The organism is Desulfohalovibrio reitneri, from assembly GCF_000711295.1.
In the GTDB taxonomy this organism is placed as follows: domain Bacteria; phylum Desulfobacterota; class Desulfovibrionia; order Desulfovibrionales; family Desulfovibrionaceae; genus Desulfohalovibrio; species Desulfohalovibrio reitneri.
Window position 1 is genome coordinate 1926811 of the sequence record NZ_JOMJ01000003.1, and the last position, 14260, is coordinate 1941070.

A 14260-nucleotide genomic window follows, 5' to 3' on the forward strand; every position below is an offset into this window, starting at 1 on the left:
GTCACCACCTCGCTTCCAGCCAGGGGTTATCGTCGCGGGGGCGGTGCAGCCCCTCGGCGGCGTCGGACTCGCGGGCGGCCTCCAAGAGCGCCTCGTAGCGGCCCCTGGCCTGGGCCTCCAGCTCGGCGGAGTGGGTCAGGGGCGAGGCCAGCAGGGAGGCCAGGTAGGCGGCCAGGGCGCGGCGGAACAGGGCGGGGAAGCGCGCCGGGTCGGTCACGTCCAGGGTGTAGACCAGCCGGGCGGGCGAGGCGTCCGTCTCCAGGCCCAGGGAGGTGGGCTCGAAAGGGGCCTCGGGCTCCAGGCGGCGGGCGGCCAGGCAGTCGCTGGGCAGGGCGTAGGCGCGGGCGAAGCCGAAGCGCGGGGCCGTGTCCAGCCGGGCCAGCACGGCCCGGGCCGTGGCGAAGGACCAGTGGTGGGCCTCCAGCACCTCGCGCCGGGCGGTGTGGTAGTGCAGGCGGCACAGCCGCGCCGCCCGGGAGGACTCCTCCAGGGAGCCCACCGGACCCACGCCCAGGCTGGTCAGGGCCAGGTTGCAGAGTTCCACTTGGGAAGGGGCGGCCACGGGCTAGACCCTCCCCCGGCCGGATCGCCCGGGCTGCCCGGTTCGGCCGGGTCGCGCGGCATAGCCGCAGGCGCGGGTGCCCTTGGACCCGGACACCGGCTCCAGGAAGGGGGGCACGGGCTCGTCCATGGGTTTCTCCACCCAGTCCCCGGCCTCCACGAAGCGGCCGCTGTGGTCAAAGCCGGACCGCCGCGCGCGGTAGGTGATGTGCGTTCGCATGGCGTCTCCAGGGGGTTGGGGCCTCCCGCCCCCGGATGTCTGGGAGCGGGAGGCCCTGGTTGGGAGAGAGGGTTCTAGCGAGCCAGGTACTCCAGCCAGGCGTCCACCGCGCCGGTGGCGGCGGCGTCGGTGGTGGCCAGGGTCAGGCGGGCGTGCTTCTTCAGGGTGGAGGGCACGGCCAGGCGGCAGACCACCTCGCCTTCCTCGAAAGCCAGGGGGCCGGAGGCGGAGACGGCGGCGAACTGCTCGCCCACGTTGGCGAAGGCCTCCTGGACGCCGTCGTCCGCCGAGTGCTCCAGGCCGATGGTCAGGGTGGCGTCCTGGGCCAGGGAGATGTCGCTGGCGGCCGTCACCACCACCTCCAGCGCGCCCATGGCCCCGGCGAACTCCAGGGAGCCATGGTTGCCGAAGGCGGTGGCGTTCTGGGGCAGGTCCTGTTCCGTGGCCAGGTGGTCGGCGGCGGATTTCACGGTGTGCTTGTACATGCGGGCTCCTTTAGTTGAGGCTGAGGGCGGCCTCGACGCCCTCCAGGAAGTTGTAGGAGGTGACGATGGGCACGCCGTTCCACATCTCGAAGGTGCGATCCACGTCGCGGGTGGCGGGCACGGTCTGCAGGCTGCCCGCGCCGGTGGCGGAGCCCCCGGCCTTGTAGACGTTGAGCATGTTCTTGCAGCGGGGGTGCATGAGCAGCTTGGTGTCCTTGGGGTCGGCCCGCACTCCGGCCAGGAGGTCGTCGATCTGGGCCGCGGTGGGCACGTTGGCGGCGTTGATGTTGCAAACGGCGCCCACGGTGCGCTCGTCCGCGATCTGGATGCCGAAGTAGCCCTTGAGGCGCACGCCGTAGACCAGCACCCCGGAGGCGTTCTTGTAGAGGCCGCCGCCGTTGATGGGCGTCACGTCGAGCATGGCCCCGCGCTTGAAGCCCTCCGGGGAGTAGAGGCCGCAGGTGACGCCCTTTTCGAAGCGCACGGCCAGGATGGAGTAGCAGTCGTCGGTGGCGGCCCCGGCGGACACGGCCCGGCCCTGGTCAACGGCGAAGGCGCGGAAGTTGTCGTAGAGAATGCGGCTCTCGGCGGTGGTGCCGGACTGGCGCAGCACGGCCTCCATGCGGCGGGCGAAGTACTTCTCCTTGCCGCCGAACATGCGGGCCTTGTCCTCGGGCACCTCCATCTCGCCGCCCATGATGGACAGGTCCACTTTCTTCAGCTCGGAGTCGGCCGAAACGCTGGGCAGGAGGGCGTTCATGTCCACCCAGCCCGCGCCGGAGACGCCGGTGAGGTCCTCGTAGGCGTTCCACAGGCCGTGGGAGGCCTCCTGGAAGGGAATGACGTCCAGGATGGGGGCCTTCTCCGTGAGGCTGTCCACCTGACGGGGCTGTTTCTTGGCGTACTGAACGGAAAGATCGCGCAGGGTGCTGGCGCTCATCTAGTTGTCTCCTTTGCGGGCGTTGGCGAAGGCTTCGGTGATGAATTCCTCGGGAGACATCTCCCGCATGTCCGGCTGGTGCGAGCCGCCGCGCGGCGGGCCGGAGTCCTCGGCCACGGTGCGGGCCAGCCACAGCAGCATGCGCCCCAGGGCGGGGTTGTCGCCCGCCTCCTCGCGCACCCACTGCCCGAAGCCGGGGGCCTGGGCGTCCACGTAGGCCACGGCCCGCTTGACCTGGGCCAGGTTGTTCTCGAAGTCCGGGCCCCACTCGCGGCGCAGGGCGTCCTCGGTCTGTTTGCGGCGCTGGTGCAGCACGCGCTGGGCCTGGGAGAGGTGGAAGGAGGCCAGCTCCCGCGCCAGCTCCGGGCTCAGCTCGCGCTTGGCCGCGAAGGCGCGGAACTCCTCGGCCATGGGGTCGCCGTCCATCTCGCGGGGCAGGCCCAGGTCGTAGTCCCCGGGCTTGCCGGGGTGGGTTCCGGCCTGTCCGGCACCCTGTCCGGGTTTGCGGGGCGTCTCGCCCCCGTCGGGGTTGATCAGCATTGGTCGCCTCCGTCTGGTTGGGGTTCACACACGGCCGCCTGGTGGTCGGCGGCCCACAGCCTGGCTGCCAGGGACAGCATCTGGGCGAAGCGTTCTGGCGAAGCCACGGCCATCTCCGCCTCGCGGTCGCGCACGTAGTCCGCCAGGGCGGCGTTGCCGGGCAGGGTGGCCGGGTCGCCGCCCAGCCGCTCCCCCGCCCCGGCCGCCTCGCGCAGCCTCCACAGCACGCGCATGCCCGCGCCCGAGGGCAGCTCCATGACCTCCCGCAGGTCGGCCAGGTACCGCTCGACCTCTGTTTCCGCCGGGCCGGGGTCGAGGATGGGCTCGTGCCAGGGGAAGGGGTTCACGCCGTCCTCCCGGGGGTGGCGTCGCGGGCCGCGCGCAGCTCCTCCGGCAGCCTGGGCTGGGCTCGCAGGGAGCGGTTGGAGCCGCAGCGGGGGCAGCGCAGGGCGCACAGGGAGGCGGCCGTGGCGAAGGCCTTGCCGCACTCCCCGCAGGTCACGTCCTTGACAGGGTTCACGTCAGCACCTCCGTCAGCCGGGTCAGGGCGTTGTCCCCATCGGTGTCGATCTCCGAGAGGGTCTTGGCCGCCTGCACCAGCTCCTTGCCCTGGCGCACGCTCGTTTCCGCGGCCTGGGCTTGCGCCTGGGCCTGGGCCTGCGCCCTGGCAGCTTCGGCCTTCTCCTTGCGCATGGCCGCCACCTGTTCGTCCGGCCGCACCACAGAGGCGGGCACCCCGGTGGAGCGGGCCAGCTCGTCCAGGGCCTGCTCGAAGTCGATCTTGTCCAGGGCATCCGGGGCCAGCCCGGCCACGTTGCCCACCATGGACAGCATGGACAGGATGGACTGCGACCCGGCCATTTTCTGGGCCTGGGCCAGGGTGGAGACGTACTCCGCCTTGAGCCTGCCGCCCTGTTTGGCGTACTCCGCCAGCTCCGCCGGGGGCCGGGGCAGCTCGCCCGAGCGCAGCAGCAGCCGGAAGACCCTGGTGGTCAGAGGGTCCAGCATCTCCGATTGCAACCGCTCCACGATGGGCCCCAGCATGAGCAGCTTCTCGGCCTGCTTCTCCATGACCTCGGTGGCCGTGACCCCGCTGCGGTCCACATTGGAGATCATCAGGAAGAGGTCGTTGAAGAAGCCCGCCCTGATGGCCGCCCGCACGTCCTCGATGACGTGGCTCACCTCGGCCAGGGGCACGCGGGTCTCGTACAGCGGGGCCAGGCCGTCCGCCTGCTGCGGGTTGACGTAGTTCTGCCCGCCGGGGATGAGGTTCAGCCTGCGGGCGTACTTGGAGGGCACCCGCATGGGCGGGCGCAGCCCCATGTGCACGGCCTGCAGGCGGCCCTTGGCCATCTCCTGCAGCATCTTCACGTCGGGCAGCACGGTCATGCCCGGACCCCGGCCGTATTCCTCCGACCCGGTCACGTCCCAGCGCGGGCAGAGGTAGGGGAACTCGTCGAAGCCCCCCTCGCTGAGCAGCTCCCCCCCGCCCTCCTCGAAGGCGTAGGCAGCGAACGGTTTGCCCGGTGCGCGCACACTGTCCTCGCGGGGCATGGTCAGGTGGACCACCTCCACCCGCTCGTCGCCCTGGTCCTTGTCCAGCAGCCGCCTGGCGCTCTCGGAGAGGCGGTCGCGGCCGTAGCGCTCGGCCAACACCCGCACGGGCACCTCCCGCCGCCGGGCCACTGTGTCGATCATGCCGGAGGAGCCCTCGCTCCAGGCGAACTCGCCGAAGGTCAGGCAGGTGAAGCGCAGGGAGCGTTCCGGGTCGGACTCCGCCAGCAGGCAGGCCGAGCCGAAGACCCCCAGCTCCAGGTACAGGGCGTGGGCCGCCTGGTAGAAGCCGGAGCGGCGGTAGGCCGCGTAGAGCCGGTTTTCGCAGGCCGCCAGCCAGTCCCGCACCGGGCCGCGCTCCATGAGGTCCGGGTCGGACAGGGAGAGGCGGAACCAGGGCCGCGCCGGGGAGGTCAGCCCGCCGTGCAGCCCCGCGGCCATGATCTGGGCCGCGCGGGTGGCGGTGGAGTCGATGACCCGGCCCATGCGCTTCTCCCCGGGACCGGACTGGCCGGGAAAGCAGCCCTTGTCCGGGGCCACGTGCTCGGCCACCTCGCGGGCGTGCTCCAGCCAGGGCCGGCGCGCGTCCTCCAGCCGGCGGGCGGTGTCCCGCGCCAGGCGCAGGGTTTCCTTGCCGCTTGCCACGATCACTCTCCCAGCAGGGATTTGCGGGCCACGTCGGCCCGGCCCATGTCCTCGCCGCGCGGGGCGAACAGGGAGTCGCCCCGGCCAGCCTTCATCCGGCGCGCCTTGCGGATGCTTTCCTCGGTCTCCTTGCGCCGGGCGCGCTCCATTTCCGATTCGCCCGGTTCGGGCGGGGGAGGCGGCTTGGGCGGTTCCGGAGGGGGCGGCGGCGAAGGGGGTGAGGGGGAAAAGACGCTACCCATGGTGCAGCTCCTTTGGAGTTAGATGTGTCAGCACAAGGCCCTCCACCCGGCCGTCGCGCGCGTGGCGCGCGCCGCAGGGCAGGTAGCCCGAGGGCCGAAAGCCCAGGCGCTTGCCGAAGGCCAGGGCCGCGCGGTTGGATTCGGGCAGAAGGCCGTAGACCGCGTGGAAACGGGGCTCGCCGTCCGGCGTGCGGGCGGAGAGCAGAAAGGCCAGGAAGAAGCGGGCCAGGGGCTCGGCCAGCCGGGCCCGCAGGCTCCAGCGGAAGAAGCAGAAGTGGACGCGCACCGCCCCGCCCTCGGGGTGGGTCAGCCAGGCGTAGGCAGCCGGGCGCGCGCGCCCTTCGGCGAAGCCCGCGTAGACCGCCGCCTCGCCGGACAGGGCGCGCTCGGCGAAGTCCTCGGCCGAGGCCACGTTTCCGTCGTAGAAAACCGTGTCCACTAGGCCGTCGTCCTCGGTCATGTCCCACAGTTGGCGGGCCAGTTCGCGGTCCAGGCGGGGGTCGCCCTCGCCCAGCAGAAGAAGGCGGTAGCTCATTGGAACAACTCATAGTCCGAGGTTGCCGCCCCCTCGCCCTCCAGCAGAAGGCGGGCGGGCAGGGGCCGGGAGGCGTCCCGGCCGCTCATGACCAGGTAGCGGGCCGCGTCCAGAAGGTGGTCGCGCTCCTTGACCACGCGGCCCTGTTCGTCGCGGCGGTAGAGCCGGTACTCCTCGAAGAAGCCGGAGAGGGAGGCGAAGACCTTCAGCCTGCCCGTGGAAAGGAGGGACCAGACCGAGTACAGGCCGGACTCCACACCGTTGTCCGCCGGGGTCAGCTCCAGACCCCGCTCCTGGTAGATGTCCATCAGCCGCGCGCCGTCCGCCTGGGCGCGGCCCCGGGCGGCAGGGTCCACCACCCCGCCGATCCAGCCGCCCCGCGCCTTGAGCGCGGCGGCGTGCACCTCTGGCTCGGCCAGGCCGCGCTTGTACTCGGCGTAGAGGTAGAGGGAGTCCGTGGCCGGATCCCAGGCCCCCCAGACAGCGGCCGTGGCCCGCCAGCCCACGTCCAGGCCGAAGGCGCGCGGCCAGTGCGGCGGGATGGGGAAGTCCTCCACCTTCACCTCGTCCTCGGCCACGGGGTAGACCGCGCCCGCGCCCAGCCTGGGCACGCCGCGCGAGCGCGCCTCCCGCTGGTGCGGGGGGCAGGCGGCCCACAGCTCCTCCCGCGCCTCGGGGGAAAGGTGGGGGGCGTCGTCCCAGGTGGCGGCCACTACGGCCTTGCCAGTCCCGTTCTCCCCCTGGCCGGGCGCGGGCGCCTCGCCGCCGGGCAGAAAGGAGAGCACCACCTCGGACAGCCCCAGCAGCGGGGTGAAGGTGAGCATGACCAGCCCGCCCGTGGTCATGGTGCGCATGAGGCACTCGGCGTAGACGTCCATGGGCGGCTCCTCGTCCAGCCAGACCACGTCCTGGGCCGTGCCCTGGAAGGAGCGCCGCTTCTGGTCGAAGGACTTGAACTTCAGGGTGGAGGTTCCGCCCGAGACGTGGGCCACCCGCACCCGGTCCACGGCGTCGGCCACGCCGCCGCCCCGGCGGACCACCTGGCGCAGGCTGTCCGAAGGGATCAGCCCGGTGCCGGGTTCGCCAGGCTCGCCCAGCATGACCCGCTGCAGGATGTCGCGGGTGGTCTCCGAGGTGTCGCCCGCGGCCCAGGCGCGGATGGGCCTGTGGAACCGCCGCCCCTCCCACCAGTCCGGGTAGAGGCCGGTCAGGTGCAGGGCCAGCTCGTAGCCGCCCACGCCCTCGGTCTTGCCCACCCGGTTGGCCGCCAGCATGAGCCGCTGGCGGTGGTCCGCGCCCAACCGGAAGAACTCCATGTGGCGGGGGTAGCCGGAGCGGGCCAGGGGGCCTTCGTCCGGGTAGTAGCCGAACAGCCTGCGCCCCCGCGCCCTCCGGGCCTGCTCCTCCAGCAGCCGGGCCTTCTCCGCCAGCAGGTCGCGTTTAGCGGTCAAGCTCCACCTCCAACGCCTTGACCCGGGCCGCAAGCTCCGCGTCGCTTAGCCCGGCCAGCTCGTCAGCCGGGGCGGAACGCTTGGACAGCCACTCCTTGGCCGCGCCCGGGTCGGGCGGCACCCGTTTGCGCACCACCCGTTCCTCCTTCACCTCCAGGGCGGTGGTGCCGTCCTCCCGCGTCACCGGCACGCGCTTGCGTGTCACCTCGGCCACGGAGAACCCCACCGCGCGGCGGTACAGCGCCCGCTCCACCCGGCCGTCGAAGGTCCGCTTGCCATCGGTCACGGCCCGGGCGAACTCCGGCTTCTCCCGCCGCCACTGCTGCACCGTGGACTTGGCCACGCCCAGCAGCTCGGCCAGCTTGGCGTCGGAAAACCCCTCACGGCAGGCCACCCGGGCCATGCGGCAGAAATCCCGGCGGTACTTGCTTTTGGCGGGCATCAGCTCCTCCCCCACAGGCGGAAAAGCCACTGCCCGGCCAGCACGCCCAGGGAGGCCAGCACGGACGAGGCGGCGGCCAGGCGGGACTGGCCCCGCTCCACCGCCTCCAGCCGCTTCTGGGCCTCGGCGATATCGGCGTTCAGACTGTCCAGCCGCTTGGCCCGCTCGGCGCACCGCTCGGCCAGCCTGGCCTCAATGCGGCCCACGGCCACCAGCAGCTCGCCCTGGCCATGGCGCAGGGCGTCCACCGCCTCCCACAGATTGTGGATGTCGCGCTCGCTCATCCGGACACCTCCGCGTACTTGGCGGCCAGCCGCCGCGAGGTGGCGTTGTCCGGCATGCCGCCCAGGCCGGGGCGGCCCAGGCGCAGCTTCACCGCGCCTTTGTCAAAGGCGGAGCGGCCCAGGAAATAGTAGCCGTAGACCCACAGGCTCATCTCGGTGAGGGCCGCGAACTTGGCTTCCTCGGCCACGCCCCAGAATGTCCCGGCCACCACCGCGAAAGTGAGGCACAGCAGGCACAACGGCCGCACGTTGCGCGACAGCGCCGTGCCGTGGCGCATGTCCGCCTGGTGGCGCCTGGTCAGCTCCTTTTGCAGCCCCATCTCCACCCCGGCCCAGACCTTCTCGAACTCCAGGGCGAACTCCTGGCGCGTTCGCACCAGCTCCACCGCCTCCTCCGGGCTGGCCGCTCCGGTCACGCGCATGGCCACCCCGGCGGCTTTCTCCGCCACCCGCTGCGCCTCGCTGCCCTCCCCCGCCAACCACTTGGCGATGGTCGGAGCCACCGAGGCCAATCCGGCTATGATGCTCACGGGATCCATTCCCACTCCGTTCAGACTGCCCGTTGCGCGACGACCGGAACCAACGGCCCCAAACCGGCGTCCCCCGCCGCGTGAGAGAGAGCCTAGCCCCGCCTCCGAGCCCGGGGCGCACACGGGCGCACTCGTTCAGCCCAAGGGCGCACATTCGCTATTGACAGGGTTCAGGCTGATCAGAAGGCATCGCTTGATCAGCCTGATGCGTTGGATTGAGAGAGTATGAGGGGGGAGTGAAGAATGCATGTATCGAGGCGGGTTGCCTCGATACATGGGCCCCAAGTGGAAGAAGACGGGTGTAAGGGAATGCGAGGCGGCTGGCGGGAGTTGGAGTTCAGGGCAGTGGGAGAGGGAGGAAAAACCCTTTAAAAAAGTTTTTCCTCCCTCTCCCTCTCCCACACCCACACCCTCCTTTTCCGAAAATTTGTATCGCTCGCTTCGCTCGGGGGCGTGGTACAATCATGTAGCAGCAGGGTTGCCATCCCAATTCCGCGTTCAACGCATCTGAAACCAAACGGACGGGCAAGGTTTTACCGGCTAAGATAGCCCCATAATAGCCCGTGCGCCGTGGTGCTCCCCGCCCGCGCTCTTACTCGCGCCCTCCCGCGAAACACATGCAAAGGGAGTTTGCCGCGGGGTCCAGGGGGCGCGCAGCCCCCTGGTCGCCGAAGGCGAAATGTCTTTTTGGCACTGGTCGCCCGAAAGGGCGAAATCCTCTTTCTACGTATTCCCAATAAGAAAGGGCGCGGCGGGTTTTCCCGCCGCGCCCTTTCGATCTGTTGGGATTCGCCTTACCCGAGGGTTTGGTAGAGGGCTACGGAGACGGCGAAGGCGAAGAGGGTGTTGAATACCACGGAGAAGGCGGCCCAGCCCCAGCCCCCGGTTTCCTGGCGGATGGTGACGACGCTGACGAAGCATGGCGCGTAGAGCATGATGAAGGCCATGACGGACACGCCTTTGGCCAGTGTCCAGGAGGGATCGCGTTTGATGCGGCTGGTGAGCTGGGCTGCTTCCTCGGGGTTGGTTTCGCCCAGGGAGTAGGCGGTGCCCAGGGTGGAGACGATGACTTCCTTGGCGGCGAATCCGCCGATGAGGGCGATGTTCAGCCGCCAGTCGAAGCCAGCGGCCCGGGTGACGTTTTCCAGAGAGGTGCCCAGCTTGCCCGCCACGGAGTGCCGCAGCCGCAGGCCTCCGAGTTCGCTGGAGGTGTCGGCCAACCGCTTCCGCAGTGTTTCCGCGCGTTCCGGGTCGGTTGCCTGGGCGAGTTCGGCCTGGGTCTGTTCCATGCGCTGTTCGAGCGGGGCGGTCTGGTCCTCGGGCGCGCCGGGGTAGGTCATGGCGGCCCAGAGGATGATGGACAGGGCCAGGATGACCGTGGCCGCCTTCTTGATGTACTGCCAAGTGCGCTCCCAGGTGTGGATGAGCATGCCGCGCAGGGTGGGCAGGCGGTAGGGGGGCAGTTCCATGACGAAGGGGGTGGAGGGCCCCCGGATGAGGGTCAGCCGCAGGACCTTGGCCACCACCAGGGCGAAGAGCCAGGCGCCGATGGTCACGGCGAACATGGCCTGCGCCTGCCGGGTGGGGAAGAATACGGCCGTGAGCAGGATGAAGACGGGCAGCTTGGCCCCGCAGGTCATGAAGGGCGCGGTGAGGATGGTGGCCAGTTTTTCCTTTGGGGAGCGCAGGGTGCGGGCGGCCATGATGCCGGGCACGGCGCAGCCCCCGGCGATGCCGCCGGAGACGATGAAGGGCATGACCGAGCAGCCGTGCAGGCCGAATACGCGGAATACGCGGTCCAGCATGTAGGCGATGCGGGCCATGTAGCCGGAGTCCTCCAGGAAGGCGATGATGAAGAAGATGATGGCGATGAGCGGCACGAAGGAGAGCACGCCGCCCACGCCGTCGATGACGCCGGAGACCAGCAGGGAGCGCAGGGGGCCTTCCGGCAGCAGGGACTGCGCCGTGCCGCCCAGCCAGGCGAAGATGTCGCCCATCCAGGTGACGGGTATGTCGCCCACGGAGAAGGTGATCTGGTAGATGAGGTAGAGTACGGCGACCATGACGGCCGGGCCGAGCAGCTTGTGGGTCAGGAAGGTGTCCACCTGGTCGGACAGCGCCACCCGGTCCATGCGGCGGACCTTGACCACGCCCTGCTTGAGGATGGAGGAGATGAAGCCGTAGCGGTAGTCGGCGATGAGGGCTTCGGGGTAGGTGCCCAGGGTCTTCTGGCAGTGGTCGGCCACCGAGGCCACGAGCGCCTCCAGCTCGCTGGAGGTCGCGGCGTCCTTGGCCCGGCCCATTTCCAGGACTTCCTCGTCGCTTTCCAGGTACTTCAGGGCGATTCAGCGGGGGGAGTAGTTGCCTCCGGCGAAGTCCCGCTCCTCGATAAGGGTGGTCATTTCCGAGAGCACGGGGTCGAGGTCCGGGCCGTAGGAGATCTCCAGGGGCTGCCGCCTGCTGCCACGCTCGACCGCCACGCGCGCGGTTTCCTCGGCCAGCTCGGCCACGCCCGCGCCGGTGCGGGCCACCGTGGGGACCACGGGGCAGCCGAGGAGTTCGGCCAGCCGGTCGGCGTCGATTTCCATGCCGTGCCGCCGCGCCTCGTCCATCATGTTCAGGGAGAGGACCACGGGCACGCCGATCTCCAGCAGCTGCACCGTGAGGTAAAGGTTGCGCTCCAGAACCGCGGCGTTGACCACGTTGACGGCCGCCCGGGGGTCGTCCTCGATGAGTACGTGGCGGGCGACCAGTTCCTCCTGGGAGTAGGCGGTCAGGGAGTAAGTGCCGGGCAGGTCCAACACGTGCAGTTCGCCGTGGCTGGTGGCCACAAAGCCCTCTTTCTTGTCAACGGTGATTCCGGGGTAGTTGCCCACGTGCTGGCGCGCCCCGGTGAGGGCGTTGAAGAGGGTGGTCTTGCCCGCGTTGGGGTTGCCCGCCAGGGCCACGGTCATGCGCGGGCCTTGGGCATGCCCGGTGGCGGCCTGGACCATGTCAGGCTTCCTCGGGCTGTTCGCCGGGTGCCACGGGTTCCACGGTGATGTGGTCGGCCTCGTTGTTGCGCAGGGTGAGGGTGAAGTTCTTCAGGCGCAGGGCCACGGGATCCTTGAGGGGAGCGCGGCCCACCACCAGGATTTCCGAGCCGGGCACGAGCCCCATGTCGCGGATGCGGCGGCCCATCTCGCCTGAGGCCTTGATGGAGCGCACGATGGCGCGGTCGCCCTTGGCGAGCTGGCGCAGTCCCTTGGTCTCGGCCATCAGGCGTCACCGCCTTTGCGGTCCGCGCGGATTTCCCCTTCCGGTTTGTCCGCGATGCCCATGCCGCCGGGCGACGGGCTGCGTGAACCGGGGCGGGGTTCGGAGCATCCGGAGGCCTCGGGGCAGCCGGAGCAGGAGTCGTCGCAGCCGCACCCCTGTCCCTTGGCCTGGCCGCGCAGGCGGCGGGCGAAGTACAGGGCCGCCAGGACGACCAGGATGATGACGATGATGGTTTGCCACATGGCGGAAACCTCGTTTGGGCTGCAATGAAAAAGGGCGGCAGTCCGGCCGCCCTTTCATGAAACGGTTGAGAGCGGCCGGCTCAATCCACAGGGGAGGCCAGCACCTTCTCGGCCAAGCCGTGCCCCAGCACCAGGTCGCTGCCGCGCACGCGCAACCGGCAAGGGCCACCGGTGCAGCCGGAAATCTCCACCAGGGTTCCGGGGGTCAGCCCCAGGGCGCACAGCCGGCACCTGGCGCCGCACCCACTGGCGGCGTACTCCTCCACACGGACCCTGGCTCCGCTTCGAAAACTGGTCAAAGGCTGCATGGTCTTTCTTCCTCCCCTTGAAGTGTCTTGACCACCGTTCACGCCTTCCATGGTATGCAATTGAGAATCATTGTCAATGGGGGGGGCGAGAGTTTTCTTCCGAATTATCCCTGTCCATCATTATTCCCGTGATTCGTCGTCCTCGGCCCGGCAGGCGGGGCAGAGGCCGTAGAGGTACATGCTGTGGCCGGTGAGGAGGAAGCCGTGTTCCCTGGCCAGTTCCTCCTGCAGCCGCTCGATGCGCTCGTCCGCCACCTCCACGGTGCGGCGGCACCGTTCACAGATGAGGTGGTCGTGGTGCTCCTGGTCGGCGGCGCGCTCGTAGCGCACCGCACCGTCGGAGAAATCCACCTCCCGCGCAAGCCCGGAGTCGGCCAGCAGCTTGAGGGTGCGGTAGACCGTGGCCTGGCCCAGGGAGGGGTCCTCCTGGCGGGCCAGGTTGTGCAGCTCTTCGCTGGTCAGGTGTCCCCGGCGCCGCAGAAAGACGTCCAGGATACGCATGCGCTGGGGCGTGACCTTGAGGCCGTTGCGGCCCAGGTATTCCTTGAAGGACTCTTCCTGTTCGCGGATCGTTTCCTCGCGCATGGACGATTGCTAGCCTCGGGACCGGCACCTGTCAACGTATTGCCGCCCATCCTCTGGGTTCATTGACTTTGCCCGCTTGATGTCCAAAGGATGACCGGATAGAAAAACGGCATCCGTTCCACATCCACGAGGGGAAGTGGAGGAGACCACCAAATGGCCCAGGCTGCATGCCCGGAAAACGGGCGGGGACAGGCCGTCCTGTTCGTCGAGGACGACGCCATAACCCGCGAGGACGTGGCGCGGACCATCAGTTCCGTGGCTTCCGTGGTCCATGTGGCCGGGGATGGCCGGGAGGGGCTGGAGGCCTACCTGCGGCTTAGGCCGGAGATCGTGGTCACGGACCTGCGCATGCCCGGCATGGACGGTCTGGATCTGTGCCGCCGCATCCGCCGGGAGGACCCCCACGCCTATATCATCGTCGCCTCGGCCTACGGCGACATGGACAATCTTTTCGAATCCATCAATATCGGCGTGGACAGCTTCGTCCGCAAGCCCATCGAGACGGAACAGCTCACCACCGCCCTGCGCCGGGCCATGGACGACCCAAGGCGCGGCCCCGGGGCGGACCACAGGCTGCTGGACCACAGCCCGGATTTCCTGCTGACCACCGACGGGGAGCGGGTCCACTATCTCAACCGCAGCCTGCGGCGCTTTCTTGGCCTCGACGCCGGGAGCGGGACGGACGCGGGCGGACTGGTCAACCGCCTGTTGCGGGGCAAGCCGCCGGGCGGCGGGCGGCCGCCGGAAAACTGGCTGCGCGAGCTGACCAGCCTGGGCGAGCGTGAACTGGTCCTGACCATGGACGACCCGATGGAATCCGGCGACAATCGCGCCGTGCTCGTCCGCAACCGGTGCCTGCCCACCGGCAACGGCCACGCCCCGCTGTTCAGCGTCTCCTTCACCGACGTCACCCACATTCAGCGCGAACGGGACTTCTACCTGGACTTGGCGCTCAAGGATCCCCTCACCGGCACCGCCAACCGCGCCCGCTTTTTCGACGAGCTGCGGCGCGAGTGCTGGCGGGCGGACCGCTATTGTCACCCCCTTTCCCTGCTCATGTTCGACCTGGACGACTTCAAGCGGGTCAACGACGAATTCGGGCACCGCGCGGGTGATCACGTGCTGGCCGAGGTGGCCGGCCTGGTCTCCGCCCGCATCCGCAAGGTGGACATTTTCGCCCGCTACGGCGGGGAGGAGTTCTTCATCATCGCGCCTGACACTCCATTGCCCGGGGGCACGGAGCTGGCCGAAAAGCTGCGCCGGGCCATCGCGGGCCACGATTTCGGACGCGGGGTGGGCGTCACCTGCTCCTTCGGCGTGGTCTCGCGACTGGTCAGCGAGCCCACCCAGTACCTGCTGGAGCGGGCGGACAGCGCCCTGTACCGGGCCAAGCTGGCGGGCAAGAACCGCACCCACACCGCCGCGCCGCGCTGATCCC

The 14260-nt window shown here is 69.7% G+C and carries 19 protein-coding genes and 1 pseudogene; 1 reads left to right on the plus strand and 19 read right to left on the minus strand.

Annotation, left to right across the window (positions count from 1 at the left end; all coding sequences use genetic code 11):
* Nucleotide 1: 1 nt before the first annotated feature.
* From N911_RS0109600 to N911_RS0109690, 19 genes and pseudogenes are all read right to left on the minus strand, one after another.
* On the minus strand, nucleotides 2-562 hold the full coding sequence (locus tag N911_RS0109600; RefSeq protein ID WP_029896596.1) for a phage connector family protein: 561 nt from the start codon (nucleotides 560-562) through the stop codon (nucleotides 2-4).
* A gap of 3 nt (nucleotides 563-565) precedes the next feature.
* A complete protein-coding gene (locus N911_RS0109605) occupies nucleotides 566-781 on the minus strand; it encodes a hypothetical protein (protein ID WP_029896598.1) in 216 nt (71 codons plus the stop codon).
* Nucleotides 782-855: 74 nt separating this feature from the next.
* A complete protein-coding gene (locus tag N911_RS0109610; protein WP_029896600.1) occupies nucleotides 856-1266 on the minus strand; it encodes a hypothetical protein in 411 nt (136 codons plus the stop codon).
* A gap of 10 nt (nucleotides 1267-1276) precedes the next feature.
* Nucleotides 1277-2206: a major capsid protein gene (locus N911_RS0109615; RefSeq protein ID WP_029896602.1), complete on the minus strand. Its 930-nt coding sequence runs from the start codon at nucleotides 2204-2206 to the stop codon at nucleotides 1277-1279.
* Nucleotides 2207-2746 carry a hypothetical protein gene (locus N911_RS0109620; protein ID WP_029896604.1) on the minus strand — a complete coding sequence of 180 codons (540 nt, stop codon included), beginning with the start codon at nucleotides 2744-2746 and terminating at the stop codon, nucleotides 2207-2209.
* Nucleotides 2740-3093, minus strand: coding sequence for a hypothetical protein (locus N911_RS0109625; protein ID WP_051694149.1), 354 nt, complete (start codon nucleotides 3091-3093; stop codon nucleotides 2740-2742). Before N911_RS0109625 ends, N911_RS0109620 begins: the two co-directional genes overlap by 7 nt.
* The gene (locus N911_RS18295; RefSeq protein WP_138774374.1) at nucleotides 3090-3266 is read right to left on the minus strand and encodes a Com family DNA-binding transcriptional regulator; all 177 of its coding nucleotides are present in this window, start codon (nucleotides 3264-3266) and stop codon (nucleotides 3090-3092) included. Before N911_RS18295 ends, N911_RS0109625 begins: the two co-directional genes overlap by 4 nt.
* The gene (locus N911_RS0109635) at nucleotides 3263-4945 is read right to left on the minus strand and encodes a portal protein (protein ID WP_237559929.1); all 1683 of its coding nucleotides are present in this window, start codon (nucleotides 4943-4945) and stop codon (nucleotides 3263-3265) included. The genes N911_RS18295 and N911_RS0109635 overlap by 4 nt, the downstream gene beginning before the upstream one ends.
* A 2-nt stretch (nucleotides 4946-4947) precedes the next feature.
* Entirely contained in the window at nucleotides 4948-5187 is a 240-nt protein-coding gene (locus N911_RS18015; RefSeq protein WP_035104647.1) for a hypothetical protein, read from the minus strand.
* Nucleotides 5180-5722 carry a hypothetical protein gene (locus N911_RS0109645; RefSeq protein WP_029896610.1) on the minus strand — a complete coding sequence of 181 codons (543 nt, stop codon included), beginning with the start codon at nucleotides 5720-5722 and terminating at the stop codon, nucleotides 5180-5182. The genes N911_RS18015 and N911_RS0109645 overlap by 8 nt, the downstream gene beginning before the upstream one ends.
* Nucleotides 5719-7173 carry a terminase large subunit domain-containing protein gene (locus N911_RS18020; RefSeq protein ID WP_138774375.1) on the minus strand — a complete coding sequence of 485 codons (1455 nt, stop codon included), beginning with the start codon at nucleotides 7171-7173 and terminating at the stop codon, nucleotides 5719-5721. The genes N911_RS0109645 and N911_RS18020 overlap by 4 nt, the downstream gene beginning before the upstream one ends.
* On the minus strand, nucleotides 7163-7615 hold the full coding sequence (locus tag N911_RS16850; protein WP_035104650.1) for a hypothetical protein: 453 nt from the start codon (nucleotides 7613-7615) through the stop codon (nucleotides 7163-7165). Before N911_RS16850 ends, N911_RS18020 begins: the two co-directional genes overlap by 11 nt.
* Nucleotides 7615-7899, minus strand: coding sequence for a hypothetical protein (locus N911_RS0109660; protein ID WP_029896616.1), 285 nt, complete (start codon nucleotides 7897-7899; stop codon nucleotides 7615-7617). Before N911_RS0109660 ends, N911_RS16850 begins: the two co-directional genes overlap by 1 nt.
* Nucleotides 7896-8438 carry a hypothetical protein gene (locus tag N911_RS0109665; RefSeq protein ID WP_051694151.1) on the minus strand — a complete coding sequence of 181 codons (543 nt, stop codon included), beginning with the start codon at nucleotides 8436-8438 and terminating at the stop codon, nucleotides 7896-7898. Before N911_RS0109665 ends, N911_RS0109660 begins: the two co-directional genes overlap by 4 nt.
* A 785-nt stretch (nucleotides 8439-9223) precedes the next feature.
* Nucleotides 9224-11422, minus strand: a pseudogene (feoB, locus tag N911_RS16855) (ferrous iron transport protein B).
* Between the two features lies 1 nt (nucleotide 11423).
* The gene (locus N911_RS0109675; RefSeq protein WP_029896620.1) at nucleotides 11424-11687 is read right to left on the minus strand and encodes a FeoA family protein; all 264 of its coding nucleotides are present in this window, start codon (nucleotides 11685-11687) and stop codon (nucleotides 11424-11426) included.
* Nucleotides 11687-11929, minus strand: a complete 243-nt coding sequence (locus N911_RS0109680; RefSeq protein ID WP_029896623.1) for a FeoB-associated Cys-rich membrane protein — start codon at nucleotides 11927-11929, stop codon at nucleotides 11687-11689. Before N911_RS0109680 ends, N911_RS0109675 begins: the two co-directional genes overlap by 1 nt.
* Nucleotides 11930-12009: 80 nt before the next feature.
* Complete coding sequence (locus N911_RS0109685) at nucleotides 12010-12237, minus strand: FeoA family protein (RefSeq protein WP_029896625.1); 228 nt, start codon at nucleotides 12235-12237, stop codon at nucleotides 12010-12012.
* A gap of 120 nt (nucleotides 12238-12357) precedes the next feature.
* Nucleotides 12358-12822 carry a Fur family transcriptional regulator gene (locus N911_RS0109690; protein ID WP_138774376.1) on the minus strand — a complete coding sequence of 155 codons (465 nt, stop codon included), beginning with the start codon at nucleotides 12820-12822 and terminating at the stop codon, nucleotides 12358-12360.
* Between the two features lie 153 nt (nucleotides 12823-12975).
* On the opposite strand from N911_RS0109690, the gene N911_RS0109695 reads away from it, so the two are divergent.
* The gene (locus tag N911_RS0109695) at nucleotides 12976-14256 is read left to right on the plus strand and encodes a diguanylate cyclase (RefSeq protein WP_051694153.1); all 1281 of its coding nucleotides are present in this window, start codon (nucleotides 12976-12978) and stop codon (nucleotides 14254-14256) included.
* Nucleotides 14257-14260: the final 4 nt, after the last annotated feature.